At 32.2% G+C, this 25,030-nt stretch carries 24 protein-coding genes; 12 read left to right on the top strand and 12 right to left on the bottom strand.

The window, feature by feature from the left end:
* Nucleotides 1–37 precede the first annotated feature (37 nt).
* The gene (locus tag AC3IPI_RS03335; protein WP_086894733.1) at nucleotides 38–484 is read left to right on the top strand and encodes a DUF8479 domain-containing protein; all 447 of its coding nucleotides are present in this window, start codon (nucleotides 38–40) and stop codon (nucleotides 482–484) included.
* A gap of 119 nt (nucleotides 485–603) precedes the next feature.
* Here the strand turns inward: AC3IPI_RS03335 and rpoN are convergent, their stop codons facing one another.
* From rpoN to AC3IPI_RS03300, 7 genes are all read right to left on the bottom strand, one after another.
* Nucleotides 604–2,067, bottom strand: coding sequence for an RNA polymerase factor sigma-54 (rpoN, locus tag AC3IPI_RS03330; protein ID WP_039115436.1), 1,464 nt, complete (start codon nucleotides 2,065–2,067; stop codon nucleotides 604–606).
* Between the two features lie 133 nt (nucleotides 2,068–2,200).
* Entirely contained in the window at nucleotides 2,201–3,649 is a 1,449-nt protein-coding gene (asnS, locus tag AC3IPI_RS03325; RefSeq protein WP_489157100.1) for an asparagine--tRNA ligase, read from the bottom strand.
* Between the two features lie 344 nt (nucleotides 3,650–3,993).
* Entirely contained in the window at nucleotides 3,994–5,055 is a 1,062-nt protein-coding gene (locus AC3IPI_RS03320) for a TFIIB-type zinc ribbon-containing protein (RefSeq protein ID WP_489157098.1), read from the bottom strand.
* A gap of 8 nt (nucleotides 5,056–5,063) precedes the next feature.
* Nucleotides 5,064–6,197, bottom strand: a complete 1,134-nt coding sequence (locus AC3IPI_RS03315) for an SPFH domain-containing protein (protein ID WP_039115431.1) — start codon at nucleotides 6,195–6,197, stop codon at nucleotides 5,064–5,066.
* Nucleotides 6,198–6,615: 418 nt separating this feature from the next.
* Nucleotides 6,616–7,302: a zinc metallopeptidase gene (locus tag AC3IPI_RS03310; protein WP_489157095.1), complete on the bottom strand. Its 687-nt coding sequence runs from the start codon at nucleotides 7,300–7,302 to the stop codon at nucleotides 6,616–6,618.
* Between the two features lie 96 nt (nucleotides 7,303–7,398).
* Nucleotides 7,399–8,031 carry a response regulator gene (locus AC3IPI_RS03305; RefSeq protein WP_489157093.1) on the bottom strand — a complete coding sequence of 211 codons (633 nt, stop codon included), beginning with the start codon at nucleotides 8,029–8,031 and terminating at the stop codon, nucleotides 7,399–7,401.
* Nucleotides 8,018–10,021 (bottom strand): tetratricopeptide repeat-containing sensor histidine kinase, encoded by a 2,004-nt coding sequence (locus AC3IPI_RS03300; RefSeq protein WP_489157091.1) that lies wholly within the window; start codon nucleotides 10,019–10,021, stop codon nucleotides 8,018–8,020. Before AC3IPI_RS03300 ends, AC3IPI_RS03305 begins: the two co-directional genes overlap by 14 nt.
* Before the next feature lie 174 nt (nucleotides 10,022–10,195).
* Here AC3IPI_RS03300 and AC3IPI_RS03295 point away from each other — a divergent pair, with 174 nt between their 5' ends.
* Complete coding sequence (locus tag AC3IPI_RS03295; protein ID WP_039117906.1) at nucleotides 10,196–10,603, top strand: MmpS family transport accessory protein; 408 nt, start codon at nucleotides 10,196–10,198, stop codon at nucleotides 10,601–10,603.
* Nucleotides 10,604–10,658: 55 nt separating this feature from the next.
* Here AC3IPI_RS03295 and AC3IPI_RS03290 read toward each other — a convergent pair whose 3' ends face one another.
* The 4 genes from AC3IPI_RS03290 to leuS all read right to left on the bottom strand — a co-directional run bounded on the left by AC3IPI_RS03290 (nucleotide 10,659) and on the right by leuS (nucleotide 15,706).
* Nucleotides 10,659–11,249, bottom strand: a complete 591-nt coding sequence (locus tag AC3IPI_RS03290) for a hypothetical protein (RefSeq protein WP_039117905.1) — start codon at nucleotides 11,247–11,249, stop codon at nucleotides 10,659–10,661.
* Nucleotides 11,239–11,709: an RNA polymerase sigma factor gene (locus AC3IPI_RS03285; RefSeq protein ID WP_039117904.1), complete on the bottom strand. Its 471-nt coding sequence runs from the start codon at nucleotides 11,707–11,709 to the stop codon at nucleotides 11,239–11,241. Before AC3IPI_RS03285 ends, AC3IPI_RS03290 begins: the two co-directional genes overlap by 11 nt.
* Nucleotides 11,709–12,560 (bottom strand): alpha/beta fold hydrolase, encoded by an 852-nt coding sequence (locus AC3IPI_RS03280; protein ID WP_489157088.1) that lies wholly within the window; start codon nucleotides 12,558–12,560, stop codon nucleotides 11,709–11,711. Before AC3IPI_RS03280 ends, AC3IPI_RS03285 begins: the two co-directional genes overlap by 1 nt.
* 230 nt (nucleotides 12,561–12,790) lie before the next feature.
* Nucleotides 12,791–15,706: a leucine--tRNA ligase gene (leuS, locus tag AC3IPI_RS03275; RefSeq protein ID WP_489157086.1), complete on the bottom strand. Its 2,916-nt coding sequence runs from the start codon at nucleotides 15,704–15,706 to the stop codon at nucleotides 12,791–12,793.
* 271 nt (nucleotides 15,707–15,977) lie between these two features.
* Between leuS and AC3IPI_RS03270 the strand changes: the two genes are divergently transcribed.
* The 9 genes from AC3IPI_RS03270 (at nucleotide 15,978) to AC3IPI_RS03230 (ending at nucleotide 23,022) form a co-directional block, all read left to right on the top strand.
* Nucleotides 15,978–16,325 (top strand): winged helix-turn-helix domain-containing protein, encoded by a 348-nt coding sequence (locus tag AC3IPI_RS03270; RefSeq protein WP_086895879.1) that lies wholly within the window; start codon nucleotides 15,978–15,980, stop codon nucleotides 16,323–16,325.
* 285 nt (nucleotides 16,326–16,610) lie between these two features.
* Nucleotides 16,611–18,611: a TonB-dependent receptor plug domain-containing protein gene (locus AC3IPI_RS03265; protein ID WP_489157083.1), complete on the top strand. Its 2,001-nt coding sequence runs from the start codon at nucleotides 16,611–16,613 to the stop codon at nucleotides 18,609–18,611.
* A gap of 17 nt (nucleotides 18,612–18,628) precedes the next feature.
* The gene (locus AC3IPI_RS03260) at nucleotides 18,629–19,225 is read left to right on the top strand and encodes a molybdopterin-dependent oxidoreductase (RefSeq protein ID WP_489157081.1); all 597 of its coding nucleotides are present in this window, start codon (nucleotides 18,629–18,631) and stop codon (nucleotides 19,223–19,225) included.
* 484 nt (nucleotides 19,226–19,709) lie between these two features.
* On the top strand, nucleotides 19,710–20,585 hold the full coding sequence (locus AC3IPI_RS03255; RefSeq protein ID WP_489157079.1) for a cell division protein FtsX: 876 nt from the start codon (nucleotides 19,710–19,712) through the stop codon (nucleotides 20,583–20,585).
* A gap of 58 nt (nucleotides 20,586–20,643) precedes the next feature.
* Nucleotides 20,644–20,892 (top strand): DUF3098 domain-containing protein, encoded by a 249-nt coding sequence (locus AC3IPI_RS03250; RefSeq protein WP_489157077.1) that lies wholly within the window; start codon nucleotides 20,644–20,646, stop codon nucleotides 20,890–20,892.
* A 99-nt stretch (nucleotides 20,893–20,991) separates the two neighbouring features.
* Entirely contained in the window at nucleotides 20,992–21,789 is a 798-nt protein-coding gene (locus AC3IPI_RS03245) for an undecaprenyl-diphosphate phosphatase (protein ID WP_039115413.1), read from the top strand.
* On the top strand, nucleotides 21,789–22,493 hold the full coding sequence (truB, locus tag AC3IPI_RS03240) for a tRNA pseudouridine(55) synthase TruB (protein WP_489157075.1): 705 nt from the start codon (nucleotides 21,789–21,791) through the stop codon (nucleotides 22,491–22,493). The genes AC3IPI_RS03245 and truB overlap by 1 nt, the downstream gene beginning before the upstream one ends.
* A gap of 50 nt (nucleotides 22,494–22,543) precedes the next feature.
* Complete coding sequence (locus tag AC3IPI_RS03235; RefSeq protein ID WP_489157073.1) at nucleotides 22,544–22,708, top strand: hypothetical protein; 165 nt, start codon at nucleotides 22,544–22,546, stop codon at nucleotides 22,706–22,708.
* A complete protein-coding gene (locus tag AC3IPI_RS03230; RefSeq protein WP_086895885.1) occupies nucleotides 22,684–23,022 on the top strand; it encodes a type II toxin-antitoxin system RelE/ParE family toxin in 339 nt (112 codons plus the stop codon). Before AC3IPI_RS03235 ends, AC3IPI_RS03230 begins: the two co-directional genes overlap by 25 nt.
* Before the next feature lie 478 nt (nucleotides 23,023–23,500).
* Here the strand turns inward: AC3IPI_RS03230 and AC3IPI_RS03225 are convergent, their stop codons facing one another.
* The gene (locus tag AC3IPI_RS03225) at nucleotides 23,501–24,109 is read right to left on the bottom strand and encodes a thioredoxin family protein (RefSeq protein ID WP_489157070.1); all 609 of its coding nucleotides are present in this window, start codon (nucleotides 24,107–24,109) and stop codon (nucleotides 23,501–23,503) included.
* 195 nt (nucleotides 24,110–24,304) lie between these two features.
* Between AC3IPI_RS03225 and pyrH the strand changes: the two genes are divergently transcribed.
* Nucleotides 24,305–25,012, top strand: coding sequence for a UMP kinase (gene pyrH, locus AC3IPI_RS03220; RefSeq protein WP_086896117.1), 708 nt, complete (start codon nucleotides 24,305–24,307; stop codon nucleotides 25,010–25,012).
* Nucleotides 25,013–25,030 lie beyond the last annotated feature (18 nt).

Genomic DNA, 25,030 nt, shown 5'->3' with positions numbered 1-25,030 from the left:
TATTATTTTTCTGGAAACAATAACTAAATAAATAATAATGCAGGAAAAAAGCAAGAAAAGAAAAGTAATTACGCAAGTAATAATAGCAGTTGTAATTGTGGCGATTCTGGCAATTTCTGCAAATTTAATTCAGTATTATTTTTTTAAAGGACCATCTGCTGTCGATAAACATATGACAGAATTGGTTAATAAGTACAATAAAAATTGTCCATTAACGATTCAGGAAGGAATTCGTTTAGACAGCGTTAGTTTAATTCAGGAAAGAGTTGCTCAATACAATTTAACCTTAGTAAATAATGATAAAGAAACTACAGATGTTGGCGCTTTAAGCAAGAACATCGAAGAAAGTTTGCTAAGTACTGCTAAGGCAAATCCGGGACTTAAAGATTTTAGAGATAATAATTTCACTCTTATTTATAGTTATAACGATAAAAAGAATGAGTTTTTATTCAAGATAAAAATAATTCCTGAGCAGTATAAATAAAGAAATTACAAAAAAGAAACCCGACAATTATTAATTAATTGTCGGGTTTCTTTTTATGTTTAATCAATAGAAGAATTAAATCTTTAATTTTCTTAATTCCTTAATGGTAAAAAAAATAATTACATTTTTTTACGCATTCTTGCTACAGGAATATCAAGTTGCTCACGATATTTTGCAATAGTTCTTCGGGCAATAGGGTATCCTTTTTCTTTAAGAATTTCGGCAAGCTGATCATCAGGAAGAGGTTTTCTTTTGTCTTCTTCTTCGATTGTATTTTGTAAAATCTTCTTGATTTCTAGAGTTGACACATCTTCGCCCTGATCATTCTTCATTGCTTCCGAGAAAAATTCTTTTATCAGTTTTGTTCCATAAGGAGTTTCAACATATTTACTGTTTGCAACACGCGAAATTGTCGAAATATCCAACCCAACCATATCGGCAATATCTTTAAGAATCATCGGTTTTAGTTTGGTTTCGTCACCATCCAGGAAGTATTCTTCCTGATAATGCATAATCGCATTCATGGTTACAAATAATGTTTCCTGACGTTGTCTGATTGCGTCGATAAACCATTTAGCCGAATCCAGTTTTTGTTTTATAAACTGTACAGCATCTTTTTGAGCTGTCGATTTATCTCTGGAATCCTTATACGTTTGCATCATTTCCTGATAATCTTTAGAAACGTGTAACGATGGAGCATTTCTTCCGTTTAAGGTCAATTCAAGCTCGCCGTCAACAATACGTATCGCAAAATCGGGAACTACATTCTCGGTAACTTTATTGTTTCCTGTAAATGCACCACCTGGTTTAGGATTTAATTTTTCTATCTCGTGAACTGCTTTTTTAAGTTGTTCATTCGAAACATTATATTTTTGTAACAGTTTATCGTAGTGCTTTTTGGTAAAAGCATCAAATTGGTTTTCGATAATATCAATTGCCAATTCTACGTATTCTGTTGGAGTTCGGTGTTTTAATTGTAGCAATAAACATTCCTGCAAATCACGTGCACCAACGCCCGAAGGTTCTAGTTCATGAATTACATTCAGCATTTTTTCGACCATTGCTTCATCGGTATAAATACCTTGCGTAAATGCCATGTCATCTACAATATCGGGAATACTTCTTCGTATGTAACCCATATCATCGATGCTTCCTACAAGGAATTCGGCTATTTCTCGCTCTTCATCATTTAAGATAAAAGTATTTAACTGATTAATTAAATCCTGATGAAAACTAACAGGCGATGCAAATGGAGTTTCGCGTTCCTGGTCGTCATCACTATAATTATTGGCTTGCGTTTTATAATCCGGAGTATCGTCGTCGCTTAAATATTCGTCGATGTTAATGTCGTCTGCTTCGATTCTGTCCGATTCAGCATCATCATAATCATCGTATTCTTCATTAGCAAATTCGTCAGCTTCGTACTCTTCTTCTTTTCCAGCTTCAAGAGCCGGATTTTCGTTCATTTCTTCTAATAAACGTTGCTCAAAAGCTTGCGTAGGCAATTGAATTAACTTCATCAACTGAATTTGCTGAGGAGATAATTTCTGAGATAATTTTAAATTTAAAAATTGCTTTAGCATAAAAAAGTGACTAAGTTACTAAGGCTCTGAGGCACTAAGTATCATTATAGTGTTGAATTAAAATTCGTTTAAAATATTTTTCTTGTTTTAAAAACTTTGAACCTTAGTGCCTTAGCATCTTAGGAACTTTTTATTAAAACTCTGCATTTCCAGGAGTTCTTGGGAAAGGAATTACGTCTCTAATGTTTGTCATTCCAGTTACAAAAAGAACAAGTCTTTCAAAACCAAGTCCGAAACCTGCGTGTGTAGCCGATCCAAATCTTCTGGTGTCTAAATACCATGATAATTCTTCTTCGTCTATTTCTAAGGCTTTCATCTTCTCGATTAAAACGTCGTAACGTTCTTCTCTTTCAGAACCTCCTACAATTTCTCCAATTCCAGGGAAAAGGATATCCATTGCGCGAACTGTTTCTTTTCCTGGTTCAGTGTTATCATTTAAACGCATATAAAACGCTTTTATGTTGGCTGGGTAATCAAATAAAATTACCGGACATTTAAAGTGTTTTTCTACCAAGTAACGCTCGTGCTCCGATTGTAAATCAGCTCCCCATTCGTTAATGATATAGTTGAATTTTTTCTTTTTATTTGGAGTAGATTCTCTTAAGATATCAATAGCTTCAGTATAAGAAACACGTTTAAAGTTGTTCTCCAATACGAAGTTTAATTTCTCTAACAAAGCCATTTCGCTTCTGTCTGCCTGAGGTTTAGATTTTTCTTCATCTAGAAGTCTAGCTTCCAGGAATTTTAAATCATCCTTACAGTTGTCTAAAGCATATTTAATTACGTACTGAATAAAATCTTCAGCCAAATCCATGTTATCATCAAGATTATTGAAAGCAACTTCAGGCTCAATCATCCAAAATTCTGCTAAGTGACGAGAAGTATTAGAATTCTCAGCTCTAAAAGTTGGTCCAAAAGTATAAATCTGACCCAAAGCCATTGCATACGTTTCACCTTCTAATTGTCCAGAAACGGTTAAGTTTGTTTCTTTTTCAAAGAAATCTTCTTTATAGTTTACTTTTCCATCTTCAGTTCTTGGAGTATTGTCAAATGGTAAAGCAGTAACTTTAAACATTTCTCCAGCACCTTCAGCATCAGATCCAGTAATAATTGGCGTATTTACATACACAAAACCTTTTTGTTGAAAATAGCTATGAACCGCAAATGATAATACCGAACGTACACGCATAATTGCACCAAACATATTGGTACGTACACGTAAATGTGCATTTTCACGTAAGAAATCTAAACTTGGTTTATTTTTTGGTTGTATTGGGAATTTCTCAGCGTCTGAATCTCCTAAGATTTCCAGTTTTGTAACCTGAATTTCAACACTCTGACCAGCACCTTTACTTTCGATTAAATTTCCTGTTACAGAAATCGCAGCACCAGTAGTAATTCTCTTTAAAGTTTCGTCTGGTGTATTTTCAAAATCAACAACACATTGTATATTATTAATGGTAGAACCGTCATTAAGAGCGATGAACTGATTATTTCTAAAAGTTCTTACCCATCCTTTTGCATTAACCTCCTGAAGCGTCGTAGTACTGTTTAATAAGTCTTTAACTTTTGTGTGTCTCATTTTAATTTTAGAATTGATATTAAAAATTGTCTTTCAATCGAAATGCAAATATAATCGAAATGTTTGTAATTGCCATAAGGAGTTGCGAAGTAAGAAGCTATTTCCTGCTATCCGCTATATCTTTATGTTTTTAAAGAAAAAACATAAAGGATGCCGCTACTATCAGGGCTAGAAGTGGGAGTAAAATAAGGTAATTAGATAATGTGTTAATGTGAAAATTAGATAATGTACAAATCCTGCAAGGTTTCTAAAACCTTGCAGGATTATAAAAAAAACAAATCCGATAGGCTTTTAAGTCTATCGGGTTTGTAATTATCTAATTTTCTCATTGAGACATTATCCCATTAAGCAGCACCGAACCAAGTCAATAAAATAAGTAGTAATACAAGAGCACCTGTAATTATAAAAAGAACTATTGCAACTTTCTTAAAAAAATTATGAATAGGGCTCTTAGGTCTTATGCCAGCTACAACTCCGGTATTACCATTAATGTAAAGAATATTTTTTTTGCCATTATAATCATAAGTAACAACATAAAGTGGTAATAAAATATGTTTGAATTTTATGTTATGATATTGACTCTGGATAGACTTAATTGATGTATTACCGCCTATTCCAAATTGAGAGCTTACTTTTTGACGAATAGCTTCGTCAACAGCTCTTTTACCTACGTAAAAACCTTGTTTTAAACTTATTTTATATTTCTCTACAATATAATCACTCAGATATTGGTCGTTTGTATTAACAAGATTCTTGGTAATCCAAGGACCTACTTTTGTTAGCAAACTCGCATCGACAGTTCCAGAAGCAGGAACCACAACATCATCAAAAGAGAGAGAAAGATTTCCCGAAGTAGATTGCGTATAAGTATTGTTACCGTTTACTTGTTTTCTTTCCAGTGCATAATTTGTGCTGGTTTGCATATCATATGTCCAATGAGGAACATAAACCCCAGATAAATCGATAGAAGACGGTTGGATTTTTTTTGTAAACCAAGTGTCTTTTGCCCAATTATAAGCCAATAGAGATGCCTTTTGTTTGTCTATTTTAAAAGGCAATAGATATTGAGGCTTTATAGTTTTATCTTCTTTTTTATTGCCATCCATTAATGAAGTATTGCAATACGGACAATCCGAAGATTTTGAATTTATATTTATAGTCGAAGCGGCACCACAACTTTTGCATTGTAACGTTTCTTCAACAACTGAATTTTCTGATTCTAATTTTTCAAGATAAGCTACAAAATCATTTTCTTCAATAATCGTTTGTTCCTGTGGGATGTTATTTTTGGTATTACAATATTCGCATATTAAGGTAGTTGTTCCAGGCTTATATTTTAATCCAGCTCCACAATTATTACAGTCAAAAGCTTTTAATGTTTCATTTTTAATTTCGGCGTTTTCCATTTTATTAATTAAATGTTAGGTAGAGGAGGAGGAGTTTGAGAAAATAAGTTTTGTAATCCAGGAACACTCGATGCTTTTTCCCATCCCGTCATACCTTGATTCCATACCAAAGTATCTGCTAATAGTTGTCCTTTTTCAATTAAAAGCGAAATCTGACTTTCGTTAAAAGGTCCAGCTTGTGCATTATTAATAGCTACAAAATATGTTATTCCCGTTGTTGGTAAAGGCGGAGGTGCTTGAGGAGGCATCTGATGACTCGAAAAAGAAGAAAAAGAACTTGTTTGAAAAGGCTCTTCAAAAGATTGCATCATTTGTCTCGCCATATTCATACCAGTTCCAAAACTAAAGGCAGTTCCAGCTATTCCAGATGGATTTTCGGCAGCTTTTTCAATAGATTGAGCTGTTTTATACTGCGTAAACTTTTTCATGTCGATTTTGTTAAGACGACTTAATTCAAAAATCTCTTTCTTAACATCCTCTGGCATAGAAGTGTTTTCAAGTAAAAATTTGCTAAGCTCAATTCCGTAAGCAGCAAAATCATCTTTCATGATAGTAAAGACAGTAGCCGAAAGCTCACTAGTGTTGCCTACATAAGATTCTATAGGTAAGTTGGCTTCGCCTATAGCATCGGTAAAACGAGATACTATTATGCTTTTTAATTGTTCGTTAATTTCTTCGGTAGTAAAATGCCCGTCAGTACCAACAATTTCTAATATGAATTTTTGAGCATCAACAATTTTAAAAGTATAAGTTCCAAAGGCTCTAATTTCGAGCATTCCAAAACGATCATCATTTAAAATTAAAGGGTTTTTTGTTCCCCATTTTTGGTCGATGAAATTTCGAGTGTTTATAAAATAAACCTCTGCTTTAAATGGACTGTTAAAATCGTATTTCCAGCCTTTTAAAGTAGATAAAATAGGTAAGTTTTGGGTATTTAAATTGTAAGTTCCTGCGTTAAAAATATCGGCAATCTTACCTTCATTCATAAAGATGGCTTGTTGGCCTTCTCTAACAATAAGTTTACTATTGTTCTTTATTTCGTTCTGAAATCTTTCAAATCTGTAAACAAGAGTGTTATTGCTATTATCTATAAATTCGATAATATCTAGAAACTCATTTTTTAACCTATCAAATATTCCCATTTTAAATCTAATTAATTTAGAAATCAAATGTAAGAATAATTTGTTTTCTTGTTTTATGAAAAAGCACTTTTTATCCTCTTAATAAGTCTTATTTATTGGTTTTTTCCTTTGAAATTAGTTAATGCACGAATCCTGTAAGGTTTCTTTTAACCTTGCAGGACTGAAAAACAAAATCGTATAAATAAAAAAATCCGTTTTGTAAAAAACGGATTTTTTTATAGAACCTTAGAACCTTAGAACCTTAGAACCTTAGAACCTTAGAACCTTAGAACCTTAGAACCTTAGAACCTTAGAACCTTAGAACCTTAGAACCTTAGAACCTTAGAACCTTAGAACCTTAGAACCTTAGAACCTTAGAACCTTAGAACCTTAGAACCTTAGAACCTTAGTCCCGAAGCCTCGGGATCAGAACCTCAGACTAGTTTCTTCTTCCTCCCATATAAATAGAGACATAATATAATAAAGTAGCAATCGAACCAATAGCAGCTACTACATATGTTCTTGCAGCCCATTTTAAAGCATCTTTTGCACCAGCTTGTTCTTGTTGTGTAAGCATTCGTTTGCTTTCTAACCAAGCAAGAGCACGATTACTAGCATCATATTCTACAGGCAAAGTCACAATCGAAAAGATTGTAGTTGCTGCAAAAATAATAATCCCAATTAGTAATAATTGCGGAAAGCTACGAAGCATCAGGATACCTGCAAGCAAGATCCATTGCATATAAGTCGAAGCTACACTTACGATTGGTACTAATTTAGAACGCATCGTTAACCATTGATAACCTACTGCATGTTGTACTGCGTGCCCACATTCGTGTGCAGCAACAGCAGCTGCAGCGGCATTACGTTGGTTGTAAACGGCCTCACTTAAATTTACTGTTTTATCTGCTGGATTATAGTGGTCTGTTAACTGACCAGGAGTCGAAATTACTCTAACATCACGGATACCATTATCGGCAAGCATTTTTTCGGCAATTTCTGCACCGGTCATTCCGTTTTGTAATTGCAATTTCGAATATTGTTCGAATTTACTCTTTAGTCTTGAACTAACTAACCAGCTAAATAACATAATCGCTCCAGCAAGAATTAAATAACTCATTCCCATATCTTTTGTTTTTTAGTTTATTGTTTAAAGTTATGAGATAAATAGCAATTTCTGAACCAAATTAAAAAAATGTCATTTTGTCATTTTAAACCATATTTAGTTTAAAAGGTTGTTTTTAAGAAGATGCGTCATTAATTCGGCAACATTTTTCATCTTATATTTCTGCAGAATATTTCGTCTATGGGTTTGCACAGTCAAGAAACTTAAAAATAATTCATCGGCAATTTCCTGAGTCGATTTTCCTTTGGAGAGTAATACAACAATATCTTTTTCTCTGCGACTAAGACTAGGAATGTATTCTAAATCTTCGGATAATGGCTGACTAATAATTGTTTTTACTTCATCACTAAATACAATCTCGCCATCGATAGCTTTATAAATACAACGTTTAAACTCTTCGAAAGAGGCATTTTTAAGAATATAGCCATTTCCTCCGTTCTGGATAAATTGCATAACTAAGCTTCTTTCAGACTGGCTGCTCATCCCAATTATTATTACTTTTGGATGTTTTTGCTTAATTGTTTTACATAAATCGACACCATTTATTAGAGGTAAAAAAATATCCATTAAAATTAAATCGACCTTGTTGGCTCCAATATAATCAAGAAGTGTAACCCCAGATTCTAATGTCTGAACAAGTTCTATCTTGTCTAAGTCGGAGAGTAATCCCGAAACTCCTGAGATTACAATCGGATGATCATCTACAATAATAGTTTTATAAGTCTTCATGTTTCACTTTTAATTCGATGTAGGTAGAAGTTCCTTTGTTTTCCTTACTATCAATTTCTAATTTTCCGTTTAAGAATTCTACGCGGTTTTTAATATTTCTTAAACCCATTCCTATATTGTCTTTTATTTCAGATACATTAAAACCAATTCCGTTGTCTTCGACTGTAATGAAAAAAACATCTTGGTTTTGAGAACAAGAAACTAGAATTTGTGTTGCATTGGCATACTTTAAAGTATTGTTTAGTAACTCCTGAATAATCCTATAAATCATGATTTCATAATTCTTAGATAAATTCTGGTTTTGTACTAAATACTGAAATTCAATTCTGGTTTTTGAATTAGAGTTGGCTATGCATAAATCTCTTAAAGCATTTTCTAAATTTAATTTTAATAAACTTTCGGGCATTAAATTTTGAGAAATATTTCTTAGCTCTTTAATTGAGCTGTCTAATAAAGTTCCTATTTCTATTTTATTGGTAGCATTATCTTTCTCAGCCAGATTCAGATGCATTTTTAGTCCCGAAAGCATACTACCAAGACCATCATGTAAATCTCGTGCAATTCTTTTTCTCTCCACCTCTTCACCTTCTATCAAGGCATTTGAAACGGATAGTTTTTTCTGGTTCTCGAGGGCAGCTAATTCTTGTTCGTGATTAACTTCTTTCTGGAAACTTAATTTTTTTTGATTTTTGTTTAATATCCATAAAAATAAAACCGTAATAAATAAAACGAATGATAGCACACCAAAAAGTATAGAGTTTAAACGATTGTTATTTGCTAATAAAGCCGCTTTATCGTTTTGCGCTTGTAACAGTGTTATTTTCTTCTCGCTTTCGGCTTTTTTATATTTAGCTTCAAGTTCTACGATTTCATTCTGAAACTTAGATTTGTTTAGGCTGTCATTTACAGTATTGTATTTATTGGAATAGAAATAAGCTTTCTCATGATTTTTGGTTGCATTGTAAACTTTTGCCAATTCATTGTAGTAGTTTTTTTTATCTACAATAAACGGAGTATTTTCTAAAAGATATTCTAGATTTTTTTTGGCTTTTTCGTAATCTTTTAATTTAAAAAGAACCTCGTATTCTGCAAATTTTAATCGGTTTAAAGCAATGAGATTTTGATGTTTTTGGGCAGATTTAATTCCCTTTTCATAGCTTTTTAAAGCTTTTGGATGTTGGTTTTGTTTAGCATAATATATTCCTTCTGCATAAAAGTAAGAGTCATTAAGATTAGATTCCGGGTATTTTGATAATTTAGAATATGCTTTGTCTAATGTTTTTTTTGCATCATAAAAACGCTTCAATTCTACTAGATTTTCAGCATTGATAATATATGTCTCCATTTTAGACTCTGCTAGTGTAGGAGAATTTTTGGTTGCTTTTTCGATGTAATTTTGAGCTTCACTTAAATATTCACTTGCTTTTTCGCGTTCATTTGTATTCATGAAGATAATAGCAATGGCTTTGTATAAATTACTTATCAATTCGTAATCGCCACTTTTCTTTGCAAGAGGAATGGCTTCATAAACCAATATTTTCATGTAGCCTTTTTCGTTGTTTTTTCGTTGCTGCATGAGACCATAATTTTGGAGTATTATGGCACGCAATTTATAGGCTTCGGGATTGTTGTATTTTTTTAATTTGTTGTTGGCTTCAACTAATGTTTTTTCAAAACCATCAGCATCTCCTTTTTCTAGAAAACTAAAGGCATTATAATATATAGAAGCGTCATTTAAGAAAGGGAATTTAGTTTTTAGTTTATTAGCTTCTTGCAAATATTCTTTAGATTTTTTCATATCCTGAACCATCAGGTACAATTTAGATAATCTAAAGCTGTAAAGACTTTTTAGACTATCAGACTGAGCATTTTTAGTAACTCGGGCAATACTATCTATATAAACTGTATCATCATCTAAAGAAAGTATAACCTGTGAGTAAGTGGTAGTTGAGAAGAATATAAGGAATAAATAAAAGCCTATTTTGGTCATAAATTGTGTTTTATCAAAAATATTAAAATTAAATTTTTTTCAAAATTTTTTTCTGTTTTTTACCTGATATCAGGTAGAATAAATTACACTTTATCAGGTATTGTCATCTTTTTTCTTCAGGTTTATATTTGTTAAAATGATTATTAAATATAAATAAACCCAAAGAATTCAATCATGAAAACGACTTTAAAAAAAATTATGTTCTTGCTAACCTTGGTTTTTGTAGCTGCATCATGTAGTAGTAGCGATGACGATAATGAGCCAGGACAAGTAACCAAATCAAGAGATGTAAAATATGAAATAACAGGAAATTTTACTGGAGAACTTAGCGCAATTTATTTTGATAAAGGCGGAAGTCCACTAAATGAAGATGTTACCAGTTTTCCTTGGACTAAACAAATTACTGCAGATGCAGGTGTACCAGGAATAACATTCAGCGCAAGCGGTCATGGTGGCGTTAAGGACCAAACATTAACTGCTAAAATCTATGTTGGCGGAGAAGTAGTAAAAGAATCTACTGCAAAAGCAAACAATGACGGAATCATTATTGTAACTCTTGCACCTTTTCTTTTTCCACAATAATTTATATAAAACATTAAGGTTAAAAAAAAGCTTTGTAATGATACAAAGCTTTTTTTTATGATTCTAATTGATTATTAACTTCTTCAAATTTTGCAATTAGATCATTCAACTTTGATTGTTGTTTTTTAATTTGTTTTGGACGAATATAAAACCAATTAAAGCTCATCCAAAGCAAAGTTACTCCATAAGTAAAAACGGCCCATAAAGTCGCCATTCTCGATGTATATTCATAGAGATAAAAACAAATTCCAACTCCAAGTAAAAGAAAATACAAACTCAACATTTTAGATTGCATAAATTGTTGCTTCTTTTTAATTAAAATCAGTTTCTGTAAATATTCCTGATTGGTTTGAGCGGTAACAATATTTTTATACGTTGATACTAATCGATTATAAAAAAACAAATAAATAACCATTGCTAAAATCGTTAAAACGATTCCAATTTTTGTCGAAATAAATTTCGGTTGATAAGTGTACCAAACAAAAATAATGAAGACACAAGTTGTAAAAAGCAAAATATTGGTGATCCATAAAGTACGTACTCCAGCTTTTTTAAATTGCTTTAATCTTGCTAGTAAATCTTCTATATTGGGTTGACTTACGGTTTGTTTTTTCCATAAATCTTTAAAGTCTATATTATTGTCCATTTTCTTTAAATTTTTGAGTTAGTTTTTCTTTAATTCTATGAATTTTCACTCTTATATTCGCTTCCGAGAGACCTACAATTTTGGCTATTTCTGCTTGCTTTACATCTTCTAGTTCAAGCGAAATAATAATACGATCGGTTTCAGGTAATTCGGCGATGCATTTGTACAAAAATTGAATTTGTGGTTCTAGCGAATATTCTTTTTCCTCGGTAATATGTGCCGGAAGTTCTGATTTTGGAAAACGTTTTCCTTTTTCTATTTGTCTAAGGCAATTATTAGATGCAATCCTAAAAATCCAGCTTCCGATATTGGCTTCGTTTCTAAAAGTGTGGAGTTTTTCCCAAATAATAATAAATGTTTCCTGAGCGATATCCTGTGCAATGCTGTAATCATTTACGTAACCCATGCACAACCTAAAAACCTTTTCCCAATAGGATTTATATAGCTGTTCAAACTCCATTATTTCGATTTTATAAAGTTGGTTAGTTGGGTTAAATACCAATCTTTGTCATCATACATGATAAAATGTAATCCTTTGTTTGCATATTGAAGATTAGCATTTTTTAAGTTTTTATATTGAGCTTCGATTGCTGGTTTCATGTTTACAAAATAAGCTTCAAGTAATATGAGTGAAGGACATTTTATGGTTGCGATTTTATCTCTCAAATCAGTGTTAGAAAAATCACAAAACATTTCGGCAAATGTTTTTCTGTCGGATTTAACACTCCAGCTAAGTAATAAATCTTGCTTAGAGGTATCTTCTAAAAGTCTTGGAAGGTATTTTTTTTGATTTTCAGAAAATTGCTCCTCAGACATTGCTGTCATTTTATTGATTATTGGCGTACAATCATTATTTTCTTTTGCTTTAAAAGAAGGATCCATTAAAGCCGACAAACAAGGAAGAGCATCAACTACTATAATTTTACCTATCAATTCCGGATAATCTGCGGCGAGAGCTAATGCGAGTCCGCCACCCATACTATGACCTACTATAATTGGTTTTTCTATTTTGTTTGCTTTTATGTAATTAGCGATTTCTGTTTCCCAATTTATAAAAGAAGCATTTGGTTGCGGTTTTACTCCTGCAAAACCCGCCATTGTAAAAACATAACAGGTAAAATCTTTTTCGAAGTTAGATTTTGTATCGTTCCACACATCTCCAGAACTAGCAAATCCAGGTAAGAAGATTATAGATTGTTTTCCTTTTCCAGTTTTGGTAATTTCAAACGGATACGATTTTGTTTGTCCGAATACATTTAAACATAATGCTGAAAATAAAAGGGCGATAACTAAGAAGATATACTTTTTCATTTTTAATAGTTTTAAGTTGTTAAATGATAGAATTTGCCTTTTAGATACAGGAGTTGTTAAAATGTTACAACAAAAATAAAAATTTTAATAAAAAAATTTCAAATTCCAATGTTGGTGGGAATTTTAAGAATGGGAATTTTAATTTAATAAAAAAACTTTGCACAAAAAAAATTCCAAACCCCAACAAAAGTTGGAATTTGGAATTTATAAAATATTGTAAATTGAATTTATTATCCAACCAAATTAATGATTTTTCCAGGAACAATAATTACTTTGTTTGGTGTTTTACCATCCAATTGTTTTAATGTTCTTTCGTCTTTCATAATGATTTCTTCGATTTGTTCCTTGGTTAAATCCAAAGGTAATTCGATAGTGAAACGCATTTTTCCGTTAAACGAAACTGGGTATTCTTTACTGCTTTCTACCAAATATTTAGGTTCAAAAGTAGGGAAAGCAACAGCTGCAATAGATGTTGTATGACCTAATAATGACCATAATTCTTCCGCAATATGTGGTGCATAAGGCGAAATTACAATTGCCAAAGGCTCAAGTATTGCACGAGAATGACAGTTTTGTGTAGACAATTCGTTTACACAAATCATAAACTGAGAAACAGAAGTATTGAAAGAGAAACTCTCCACATCTTCTACCACTTTTTTGATGGTTTTATGTAATGATTTTAAGTTGTCTTTTGTTGGTTCGTCATTAGTAATAATTAAACCATTATCATCAAAATACAAACGACATAGTTTTTTCAAGAAACCAAATACTCCCGAAATTCCAGCAGTATTCCAAGGTTTAGCTTGCTCTAATGGACCTAAGAACATTTCGTATAAACGTAACGTATCAGCACCATATTCATTACAAATATCATCCGGAGTAACTACATTATAATATGATTTCGACATTTTTTCGACCTCGCGACCTACAATGTATTTACCGTTTTCATCAAAAATAAATTCGGCACTATTAAAATCTTCTCTCCAAGCTTTGAATTTTTCAATATCCAACTCATCCGAAGAGTTTACGAAATGAACATCAACACGAATTGGCTGTACATTTTGATCTCCAATCTTATTTTTAGAAATAAATGTATTTGTACCTTCAAGTCTATAAACATAAGCAGTAGTTCCCAAAATCATTCCCTGATTAATCAGTTTTTTGAATGGTTCTTCAGTTGGAGCAAAACCTTTGTCTTTTAAGAATTTATTCCAGAAACGAGAATACAATAAATGCCCGGTTGCGTGTTCGCTTCCGCCAATATATAAGTCAACACTTTCCCAATATGCTAATGCTTCTTTACTTGCAAATTCATTTTCGTTATGCGCATCCATATAACGCATCCAGTACCATGAACTTCCTGCCCAACCTGGCATAGTGTTCAATTCTAATGGGAAAATAGTAACGTTATCAACCAAATTAGTATTTACAACAGTATTGGTTTTAGTATCCCAAGCCCAAACGTTTGCATTTCCTAAAGGAGGCAATCCGTCTTCAGTTGGTAAATATTTCTCTACTTCTGGTAAAATAATTGGTAAATGTTGCGTGGCAATCATTTGTGGCAATCCATTTACATAATATACTGGGAATGGTTCTCCCCAATAACGCTGACGTGAGAATACGGCATCACGCAAACGGTAATTGGTTTTTCCTGTTCCTTGATTTAGTTTCTCTAATTCGGCTATCGTTTTTTGAGTTGCCTCTTTATTATTTAATCCGTTTAAGAAATCAGAATTTGCAATTTCTACATTGTCTTTTGAGCCGTAAGCCGCTTCAGAAATATCAACATTAGCAAAAATATTTTTTATAGAAGGCATCCCTTGCTCTCCTTTAAAGAAATTTGCAAAAGCATAATCTCTTTCGTCTCCACAAGGAACGGCCATTACAGCACCAGTTCCGTATCCTGCTAATACATAATCTCCAATCCAAACCGGAATTGGTTCTTTGGTAAAAGGATGTTCAGCATAAGCACCTGTAAATACTCCCGAAATAGTTTTTACATCGGCCATACGCTCACGCTCAGAACGTTTTGCAGTTTTTTCGATATAGGCTTCAATCGCTGCTTTTTGTTCTGGAGTTGTAATCTCAGCAACCAAAGGATGCTCAGGAGCCAATGTCATAAACGTAACTCCAAAAATGGTATCAGGACGAGTTGTAAAGACTTCAATATTATTAGTTTCAGGTTTAATGTTTAAAGTTGCTTCACTTTGCGACTCTGCCTGAGAACTGTAACTTAAAACTGGGAACTTTACTAACGCTCCAACCGATTTTCCAATCCAGTTACGTTGACTTTCTTTGATGCTTTCGCTCCAGTCGATATCGTTAAGACCTTGCAACAAACGTTCTGCATAAGCAGAAATACGCATGCTCCATTGTGTCATTTTTTTACGGATTACGGGATAACCACCACGCTCAGAAACACCATTTACGATTTCGTCATTTGCCAAAACAGTTCCTAAACCAGGACACCAGTTTACTTCTGTTTCTGCCAAATAAGTTAATCTGTATTGTAATAGTATTTTTTGTTGTTCATCTGATGAAAATGATGTCCATTCGCTTGACGAAAAACCTATTATATTATCATCGCAAACTGCATTTACAGTTGCATTTCCTTCTTTTTCGAAAATAGAAATTAAAGTCGAAATATCTTCGGCTTTATCAGCATCTTTATTGTACCAAGAATTAAACAATTGGATAAAAATCCATTGTGTATGCTTGTAATAATCAGGATTTGAAGTACGAACTTCTCTGTCCCAATCAAATGAGAATCCTATTTTATCTAATTGTTTTCTGTATCCAGCAATTTGCTTTCCTTCTTTATCTACACCACCATCAATATTTACACGAGTAGTATCTTCCGGGCGTTGACCTGTTTGTATAGCATATTGCTCCGCAGGTAATCCGAAACTATCGTAACCCATCGGGTGTAAAACATTAAAACCTTGGTGTCTTTTAAAACGAGAATACACATCAGAAGCAATATAACCTAGTGGGTGCCCAACGTGTAATCCCGCTCCAGATGGATAAGGAAACATATCGAGTACGTAATGTTTCGGCTTTTCGGAATTATTTTCGGCTGCAAAAGTTTTATTGTCTGCCCAATATTTTTGCCATTTGGCGTCTATTTCAATCGGATTGTACTTCATTATAAAAGATTCAAAGGTTCAGAGTGACAAAGATTCTAAGGTTTTATCACTGAATTATAAGTTGGCAAATTTACGTTTATTGTGCATTGTACCAAAGTTATTTTTTAAGATATAGGATTAATGATAAAAATCAGTATTTAAAAAAACGGGAATACATAAATTTGTGGTTTGCAGGTAGGAATGATTTTTTTGTTTTTTAAAATATTTAAGCAATTGAGAGAATAATTTTACTTAAAATTTGAGTATTTTTAGATGCGTTTTTAAAAGATAAATGGGAGATAAGAAAAAATATTCTATTGAAGTTCGACTTTGGATTGAAGAAGCCGAAGGTCCTTTTTTGGGTATTGGCAAGATTTGGTTATTGGAGAATATTAAAAAAACGGGTTCTATTACCAATGCTGCCAAAGAAATGAAAATGGCGTACAGACAAGCGTGGCAATTGGTTGAGGAGATGAACCAACGCGCCGAATCGCCTTTGGTAGAGAAACTTCTGGGAGGAAAAGGTGGTGGAGGTGCACGATTGACCGAAGCTGGAGAAACTGCAATTACAGTATTTTATGAAATCGAAAAAAGAATTAAAGATTTTGCTCAGAAAGAAGTTCAAAATTTAAAGTTCTAAAATTTTTTAATAATCAGTATTCATTTTAAAACATACTGAAAAGTGTTGATTAATTATAGTCGATTGAGCATAATGGTTTTTAACACATAGAAATATATTTCTTTCACATAGAATGGCTATGTGTATTTTAAATGAGTGAAAAGCCTTCTTTTGAGTTTACAAAGTCTATGTTTCTATGTGTTAATTTTTTTTGGAGTTATGCTTAACGAACTAATTATAGTCAAAAATAAAAATGCTAATTACCAGTATTCTTTTAAAAACATACTGAAAAAATTATTGAAAATTATGAAGCTAAAAATTATAACATTTTTACTATTTCCGCTCATTGGCTTATGCCAACAAAATAATTCAGTTGCTACAGATTCAGTAAAACCTACTAATATGTTTATGCTTGGAGAAGTTATTATAAAAAATAATAAAAGCAAGGATACACTAAACAGGATGACGACAAAAAAAATGGAGTCACAAAATAAAATGGATGTTTCTCAGGCATTAAATATGCTTCCGGGTGTGAATTTAACCGCTTCGGGACCAAGAAATGAATCTATGGTTTCGATTCGTGGGTTTGATTTAAGGCAAGTTCCAGTTTATATGGATGGTATTCCGGTTTATGTTCCTTATGATGGTTATGTTGATTTGGCTCGATTTACCACTTTTGATCTTGCAGCGATAGATGTTTCTAAAGGATTTTCGTCGGTACTTTATGGTCCGAATTCGCTTGGAGGAGCTATTAATCTCATCTCTAGAAAACCTTCGAGAATATTAGAATATGATGGTTCGCTAGGTATGATTAATTCCAATGGATATAAAGGTAATATTAATATCGGTTCTAATCTGGGGAAATTTTATGTTCAGGGAGGATATTCGTATTTGCATCGCAACTCGTTTAGAATGTCATCTAATTATATTCCTTCTAAAAATGAAGATGGAGGCGAAAGAGATAATTCCTATCGTACAGATCAGAAAATTAGTTTTAAAGTAGGGTGGACTCCAACCGAAAAAAGCGAATATGCAATAGGCTATATTAATCAGCAAGGCGAGAAAGGTAATCCTGTCTATGCGGGCGATGATGTATTGAATTCGCTTTATGCAAAACCTCGTTATTGGCAATGGCCTAATTGGGATAAAGAGAGTTATTACTTTATCTCTAATTCAAATTTTGATGATAAGAACAGTTTTAAAACTAGAATATACTACGATAGATTTAAAAATACATTGGATAGTTATGATGATAATACCTATTCTACCCAAAAGAAACCGTATGCTTTTCAGAGCAATTATAACGATTATACGTATGGAGGAAATCTGGAATACGACACACAAATAATTCCGAAAAACGATCTTAAGATTGCATTTCATTTTAAAGAAGATGTGCATCGGGAAAATAACCTTGGCGAACCTGTGCGTAATTTTATAGACAATACGATATTAATTGGGATTGAAGATGTTTATAAAATCTCGAACAAATTTACTTTGGTTCCCGGAATGAGTTATAATATTAGGAAAAACAAAGAAGCCGAAGATTATAATAGTACAACAAAAGTAATTTCTGATTATTCAACGGCAGATGCTAGTGATGCCTTTAATGCACAAATTGGATTTTTTTATCAGCTAAATGAGAATCAAAAATTAGGAGCAACCGTTTCGCAGAAAACACGATTTGCAACTATCAAAGACCGATATTCGTACCGAATGGGAACTGCAATTCCTAATCCTGACCTGAAACCTGAAAAAGCAGTGAACTATGAAATAAATTATACAGCAAATTTTTTTGGTAAAATAACATTTCAAACGGCTTTGTTTTATAGTTCGCTAACCGATGCGATTTTAAATGTAAGCAATGTTGCACCCGGTAAATCGCAAATGCAAAACTTTGGCGAAGCCGAATACATGGGAGTTGAAGCTCAACTGAATTATTCGCTTTTGCAGAATTTAGCCTTTAATGTTAATTATACTTACGTCGAAAGAAATAACCTGACGGATCCTACAATTCATTTTACCGATGTGCCGAATACTAAAGTTATGGGAACAGTAGAATATCAGCCAATAAAACTACTGAGATTAATAGCCAACTCTGAGTTTAATTCGTCTAGAATTAGTACTAGTTATGGCACGAGAGCTCCAGATTACACCCTTTTAAATCTTTATGGTTCAGGTAAAATTGCTAAAAACTTTAGTATTGAGGCTGGAGTAAATAACATATTTGATAAGAACTACAGCCTTGTAGAAGGATATCCTGAGGAAGGACGCAATTTTTTTGTGACGCTTCGTTTTTTTAATAACTAAATCAAAAATAATTTTATATGAAAACTCAAAATTACATTCTCATTCTTTTAATTGCATTTTCATGCACGATGTGTAATTCTTCTAAAAAAGAAAAAGCAGATGCCGTTTCAACTGAAAAAGTTTCAGAAACAGATAACGATAAGCATCCTGTTCTTACACCTGCAGATAGTTTAAAATTGGTAAATCATCAAATTGAAGTAAAGGGCGAAGTCGAATTTCCGTTGCAATTAACTGTAGATTCGTTACGCAAAATGAAAGTGGCAACGATAAATGATTTTAAAGTAGTTTGCCAGAGTGGAGAAGTAAAAAAAGATGATAAAACCTGTAAAGGAGTTTTGCTAAAAGATATCTTGGAGAAAGCTAAAATTAAACAAAGCGGACATAAAGACCGAAATTTTTATATTGTAGCAAGAGCTTCAGATGGGTATATGGCAACGTTTTCGTGGGCAGAAATTTTTAATAATCCAACAGGAGATAACGCGTATGTTCTTTTTGAAGAAAATGGTAAACCTGTAAAAAATGGAGAAATGATTACGATTTGTAAAAATGACATAAAAACTGGTCCACGCCACGTTTCCTGGCTTAAAAGTATCGAAGTTTATAAAGTAAAATAAGGTTTTTTTTAAGGTTCTGAGTTACTAAGGTTCAAAGTTGCAAAGGCTTTTCTAAGAATCTAAGCGACTAAGGTTCTAAGTGGCTAAGGTTTTGAAGATCTAACCGCAAAGTGCACAAAGGGGTACGCAAAGTTCGCAAAGCTTTGTGTACTTTGCGTTTTTATAAAACCATACATTTAAAATCTTTGCGGGCTTTGCGGTTAAATTAACTTTTAAGGTTCTAAGTGGCTAACATTTTCAATAAGCAAAATTGTAAAACACAAAGTTTCATCATAAAGCTTTGCGAACTTTGAAGTACTATAAAACTATGCAATTAAAAAATCTTAGCATGCTTTGCGTTTAAATCAACACAAAACTTTTAGCACTTTGTGGTTAAATCAACTTTTTATTCGATGTCTAATTGTATAATTAAAGTATAAAAGTTCGTTATTAGCTGTAAATAATGAAATTCTTTATTATTTTTACCACATAATTTAAGCAAACTATGAGTTCTAACTTTGATAAATTTCAAAAACGCAGGTTAATTTCCTCTTATTTTTCGGTTGTATTAAGTGTATTTCTGGTTTTATTCCTTTTGGGAGTACTAGGATTGTTCATTATTAATTCTAAAAAATTAGCAGATGATTTTAAAGAAAAAATCGCAATGACGGTTTTCTTTAAAAACGAAGCTAATGATAGTATTATAAAGGCATTTAATACCGAATTGAAAAAAGCTCCTTTTGCAAGATCGTTTGTTTATGTTACTAAAGAAGCTGCTGCTAAACAACATACTGATATTATTGGCGAAGATTTTCTAACGTTTTTAGGAGAGAATCCATTGTTGAATTCTTACGATATTCACTTAAAAGCCGATTATGTTGTTAGAGATAGTATTACTAAAATAGAAACGAACTTACGTAAAAACACTATGGTTTCGGATATTGTTTATGACAAACAATTAGTAAATCTGGTAAATGATAATATCAAAAAAGTAAGTATGTGGATTTTAATTATAAGCGGATTTTTAACTGTAATTGCAGTACTGCTTATTAATAGTTCATTACGATTATCAATACATTCTAATCGATTTATTATTAAAACAATGCAAATGGTTGGTGCTACAAAATCGTTTATTCGTAAACCATTTGTAATGCGAAGCATTAAATTAGGATTAATTGGTGCTGGTTTGGCAATTGTTGCTTTAATCGGACTTTTAATATATGTAGACACAAATTACCCAGGACTTGGAATATTAGATGATAAAGGCCTTATTGGGTTAGTATTATTGGCTGTTTTAGGAATCGGAGTTTTAATTACTTGGTTAAGCACACACTTTGCTACACAACGTTTCTTGAATTTAAGAACTGATGATCTTTATTAAAGTTAAAGTATTCAGTCGCAGTATTCGGTAAACATTATAACAGAATTTAATTTTAGAAATGAAAAATAAAGAAGAACAAAAACAACAGGAATTCCTTTTTGATAAAGTAAACTATAAAATTTTATTAGTTGGAATCGGAGTAATTGCATTAGGATTTATCTTAATGGCAGGTGGAGGAAGTGATGATCCAAATGTTTTTAATGAAGCTATTTTTAATTTCAGACGTATTCGTTTGGCTCCAACTACAGTCTTGATAGGTTTTGGAATCACAATTTATGCTATTCTTAAAAATCCTAAAACAGACTAATTAGACTCCTTAGACATTTTAGATCTTTAGATTATTAGATTAATCTTTTCTGAAAAATCTAAGCAGTCTAATATTCTAAACAATCTAACAATCTAATAAATGGATACTTTACAAGCTATTGTTTTAGCCATCATTGAAGGAATTACAGAATTTTTACCTGTTTCTTCAACTGGTCACATGATTATTGCCTCATCATTTTTTGGGATTGCCCATGATGATTTTACCAAACTTTTTACGATTGTAATTCAACTAGGAGCGATTCTTTCGGTTGTAGTTTTGTATTTCAAACGTTTCTTTCAAACGCTTGATTTTTACTTTAAATTATTGGTTGCTTTTATACCAGCAGTTGTTTTAGGATTACTATTAAGTGATTTTATAGATGGTCTATTAGAAAATCCAGTTACAGTTGCAATTTCACTTTTACTAGGAGGAATTATTTTATTAAAAGTAGATGAATGGTTTAGTACACCAAAAGGAGCCGAAACATCACAAGAAATCACCTATTTGCAAGCTTTTAAAATAGGGATGTTCCAGTGTTTGGCAATGATTCCTGGAGTTTCTAGAAGTGGAGCAAGTATAGTAGGAGGAATGTCGCAAAAATTGACAAGAACTACAGCCGCAGAGTTTTCATTCTTTTTGGCAGTTCCTACGATGTTGGGAGCAACAGTAAAAAAGTGTTATGACTATTATAAAGCGGGATTCGAATTATCGCATGATCAAGTTAATTTATTGATTATTGGTAATATTGTAGCCTTTATAGTAGCGCTTTTGGCTATTAAAACTTTCATAGGATTTTTGACTAAAAACGGATTCAAAGTATTTGGATATTACCGAATTATTGCAGGAATTGTATTGTTGCTAATTCATTTCTTTATTCATCCGCTTACAATTATATAATGAATACTCCCGAAGATTTTTTAAACGGACAAATTTTACTAATAGATAAACCTTTACATTGGAGTTCTTTTCAGGCAGTAAATAAGTTAAAATATGCACTGATAAACAAAGCTGGATTACCAAAGAAATTTAAAATTGGTCATGCAGGTACATTAGATCCTTTGGCAACAGGGCTATTACTTATTTGTACAGGCAAGTTTACCAAAAGAATTACCGAGTTGCAAGGTCAAGCCAAAGAATATACAGGTACTTTCTTTATTGGAGCTACCACGCCTTCGTATGATTTAGAAACCGAAATCGACCAAACTTTCCCAACGGAACATATCGATGAGGTCTTGATTCATGAAACGGTAAAACAGTTTTTGGGCGAAATAGATCAAAAACCACCAATTTATTCGGCTATAAAAAAAGATGGAGTTCGTTTGTATGAGCATGCTCGTGCAGGAGAAACTATCGAAATTGCAAGCCGAAAAACTACAATTCACGAATTTGAAATTACTAGAATCGCGCTTCCAGAAATCGATTTTAGAGTAGTTTGCAGCAAAGGAACTTATATTCGTTCATTAGCCTTTGATTTTGGAAAAGCAATGAATTCTGGGTCTCATTTAACTGCTTTGCGAAGAACCAAAATTGGTGACTACGATGTGAAAAATGCTATCGATGTTACTTTATTTGAAGCTTCTTTAGGATCGAATAAAGAGTAAATTATTTCGAAAGAAATTCGTTTTCAATTTTTTTTGCTAACTTTACTATTATGAAGACAAAAAATAATAATTCCGATAACCTTGCGATACCTGGTAAATCTATGTCTCAAAAAAAATTCGCTTCGATGATTAAAGAAGCTGAAGCAGGAACTTTTTTTACATTAGAAGAATCTAAAAAACATTTTCAAGAATGGAAATCCCAAAGAAAGAAGTAGTTACTTCTGCTCTTTTTGATTTTGTTGATCTTCCTTCAATTCATGAATACGGGACCGAAACTTTTGGTTTAAGACTTGCAGATTATTTTATTGAAGAAATATATTCTTATTTAGATAATTTATCTAAAGATTACTTACTTCATCCAGAATGTCATCACCTTAAAACTAAAACTAAGAAATACCGAAACATTATTTTGGGTTCTTATTTAATTATATACCGGATAAAATCTACTAGAATTGAAGTTTTAAGAGCTTTTCATGGAAGTCGCTCTCCTAAAACTATTGGTAAAATAAAAAAAATCAATATTAAATAATCGGTTAAATTTAGTTAAAGGACATAGTAGATAAAGTGTAAATAAAAAATTTACTCAAAATAAACTATAGAGGTAACTTTGTTTAAAGAAAGTTTACCGACTCTGAAAAAGAAAACAAAAAAGCACATTATAAATAAGATATTATAATGTGCTTTTTTTTAAGTATCGCTATTCCATAAATTGTGTTTTTTGAGGTTAATAATGAGATATGTTTTTCCCTCCAAACAAGAATCGCGAAAAAAAATCGTAGAACTTTTCAAATAACTTTTTCATAATAGTGCATTTTTTAATTGTTAGACAATAAATAGACACCAATAAAAAGAGCAAATAAAAAAGTAAATAATAGAATTGGGACTATAACAGCAAGTTACAAAAAATAAATTAAAAATAAATATTTTTTTGATGTATAATCCTTGTTTTCAGTGTTTTAGTTTGTGTTTTGTAAATATTTAAGATTTGTAGCAAAAAATACAATCAGTTATCCTTCCTGTTTTTCCATGATTTCCATGATTTCATCCTGTGTAGAAACTCCTTTATCATGAAGGTACCATAATTGTAAATTGGCCTTGATAGTTTCATCAAAAGCTCCAAATTCTTTTTTATAGTTGTTTACCAAGTCAATTGCTCCTTTTGGGCGAGGTCCCCAATCGGCAAGAACTTCAAGTTTTTCTTTATCGATTATAATTAATTTCGGAATTGCTTTTCCTCCATTTGTCAAGAACAGATTCATTAACTCAGGATTTTCATCACGAAGTACAATTTTCAGATCGATTTTGTTTTCAGATTCTGCGGCCATTTTATAAATATTAGGCAATAGTTGTGCAGCATCTCCACACCAACCTTCAGAAATAACAAGCCAAATGTAATTTTTGCGAATGTTTTCTAGCTTAGAAATCGTTGTTTCGGTAGTTTTTATTGTTTTTTCCAGCCGATTCATTCGAGTTTCGTTCAAGCTGCTATAATTTGTTAAATCTTCGGATTGTTCTAGTCCTGTCGATTTTCCTTCGGCTAATAAATCAGAAACAAGTTTTCGGTATTCGATATATGAATAGCTATTGGACAGGGCGTTGGAAATACATTTTTGCATAAATTTTATTTTTTTATGAAATACAAATTTACAGCTTTAATAGAAACCGATGCTGATTTTTGTCATGTTGTGTCCTAAATACATTATTAAAATGGACGTTTTATGCAAAAAAGAGAAGATAAATTAATTTTTTTAAAACACTATTTTTAAAAATCAGAATATGTCTATATTTGCACAAACCAACGCAACATAGAAATGAAATACAAAAGAATTCTTCTTAAATTAAGTGGAGAAGCTTTAATGGGAGATTTACAATACGGAATCGACCCAAAAAGATTGGACGAATATGCCGAAGAAATTAAGCAAATTCATGCAAAGGGAGTAGAAATTGCCATTGTAATTGGAGGAGGAAACATTTTTAGAGGAGTTTCTGGGGTAAGTTCAGGAATGGATAGAGTACAAGGTGATTATATGGGAATGCTTGCTACTGTAATTAACGGAATGGCATTACAAGGCGCTTTGGAAAATAAAGGAATGTTAACACGTTTGCAAACGGCTCTAAAAATAGAATCAATTGCAGAACCTTATATTAAAAGAAGAGCAGTACGCCACCTTGAGAAAAACAGAATTGTGATTTTTGGTGCAGGTACAGGAAATCCTTACTTTACTACAGATACAGCAGCAGTTTTAAGAGGTATAGAAATTAATGCCGATGTTATCTTAAAAGGAACTCGTGTAGATGGTGTTTACGACTCAGATCCAGAGAAAAATGCATCAGCTGTAAAATTTGATTTTATCTCTTTTGAAGATGTACTTAAAAAAGGATTAAATGTAATGGATACTACTGCTTTTACATTAAGCCAGGAAAATAAATTACCAATTGTGGTTTTTGATATGAACAAAATCGGAAATTTATTGAAAATTTGCGAAGGCGAAAATATTGGAACTGTAGTAAATATATAGTATTCAGTTACGGTTTAC

Source organism: Flavobacterium sp. GL_143, from assembly GCF_057834355.1.
This window is presented reverse-complemented; position numbering and strand designations above follow the sequence as displayed.

Bases quoted from the DNA above. Each gene is read 5' to 3' on its own strand.
- AC3IPI_RS03335 (WP_086894733.1), top strand. From the start codon at position 38: ATGCAGGAAAAAAGCAAGAAAAGAAAAGTAATTACGCAAGTAATAATA.
- rpoN (WP_039115436.1), bottom strand. From the start codon at position 2,067: ATGCTAAAGCAATTTTTAAATTTAAAATTATCTCAGAAATTATCTCCT.
- asnS (WP_489157100.1), bottom strand. From the start codon at position 3,649: ATGAGACACACAAAAGTTAAAGACTTATTAAACAGTACTACGACGCTT.
- AC3IPI_RS03320 (WP_489157098.1), bottom strand. From the start codon at position 5,055: ATGGAAAACGCCGAAATTAAAAATGAAACATTAAAAGCTTTTGACTGT.
- AC3IPI_RS03315 (WP_039115431.1), bottom strand. From the start codon at position 6,197: ATGGGAATATTTGATAGGTTAAAAAATGAGTTTCTAGATATTATCGAA.
- AC3IPI_RS03310 (WP_489157095.1), bottom strand. From the start codon at position 7,302: ATGGGAATGAGTTATTTAATTCTTGCTGGAGCGATTATGTTATTTAGC.
- AC3IPI_RS03305 (WP_489157093.1), bottom strand. From the start codon at position 8,031: ATGAAGACTTATAAAACTATTATTGTAGATGATCATCCGATTGTAATC.
- AC3IPI_RS03300 (WP_489157091.1), bottom strand. From the start codon at position 10,021: ATGACCAAAATAGGCTTTTATTTATTCCTTATATTCTTCTCAACTACC.
- AC3IPI_RS03295 (WP_039117906.1), top strand. From the start codon at position 10,196: ATGAAAACGACTTTAAAAAAAATTATGTTCTTGCTAACCTTGGTTTTT.
- AC3IPI_RS03290 (WP_039117905.1), bottom strand. From the start codon at position 11,249: ATGGACAATAATATAGACTTTAAAGATTTATGGAAAAAACAAACCGTA.
- AC3IPI_RS03285 (WP_039117904.1), bottom strand. From the start codon at position 11,709: ATGGAGTTTGAACAGCTATATAAATCCTATTGGGAAAAGGTTTTTAGG.
- AC3IPI_RS03280 (WP_489157088.1), bottom strand. From the start codon at position 12,560: ATGAAAAAGTATATCTTCTTAGTTATCGCCCTTTTATTTTCAGCATTA.
- leuS (WP_489157086.1), bottom strand. From the start codon at position 15,706: ATGAAGTACAATCCGATTGAAATAGACGCCAAATGGCAAAAATATTGG.
- AC3IPI_RS03270 (WP_086895879.1), top strand. From the start codon at position 15,978: ATGGGAGATAAGAAAAAATATTCTATTGAAGTTCGACTTTGGATTGAA.
- AC3IPI_RS03265 (WP_489157083.1), top strand. From the start codon at position 16,611: ATGAAGCTAAAAATTATAACATTTTTACTATTTCCGCTCATTGGCTTA.
- AC3IPI_RS03260 (WP_489157081.1), top strand. From the start codon at position 18,629: ATGAAAACTCAAAATTACATTCTCATTCTTTTAATTGCATTTTCATGC.
- AC3IPI_RS03255 (WP_489157079.1), top strand. From the start codon at position 19,710: ATGAGTTCTAACTTTGATAAATTTCAAAAACGCAGGTTAATTTCCTCT.
- AC3IPI_RS03250 (WP_489157077.1), top strand. From the start codon at position 20,644: ATGAAAAATAAAGAAGAACAAAAACAACAGGAATTCCTTTTTGATAAA.
- AC3IPI_RS03245 (WP_039115413.1), top strand. From the start codon at position 20,992: ATGGATACTTTACAAGCTATTGTTTTAGCCATCATTGAAGGAATTACA.
- truB (WP_489157075.1), top strand. From the start codon at position 21,789: ATGAATACTCCCGAAGATTTTTTAAACGGACAAATTTTACTAATAGAT.
- AC3IPI_RS03235 (WP_489157073.1), top strand. From the start codon at position 22,544: ATGAAGACAAAAAATAATAATTCCGATAACCTTGCGATACCTGGTAAA.
- AC3IPI_RS03230 (WP_086895885.1), top strand. From the start codon at position 22,684: ATGGAAATCCCAAAGAAAGAAGTAGTTACTTCTGCTCTTTTTGATTTT.
- AC3IPI_RS03225 (WP_489157070.1), bottom strand. From the start codon at position 24,109: ATGCAAAAATGTATTTCCAACGCCCTGTCCAATAGCTATTCATATATC.
- pyrH (WP_086896117.1), top strand. From the start codon at position 24,305: ATGAAATACAAAAGAATTCTTCTTAAATTAAGTGGAGAAGCTTTAATG.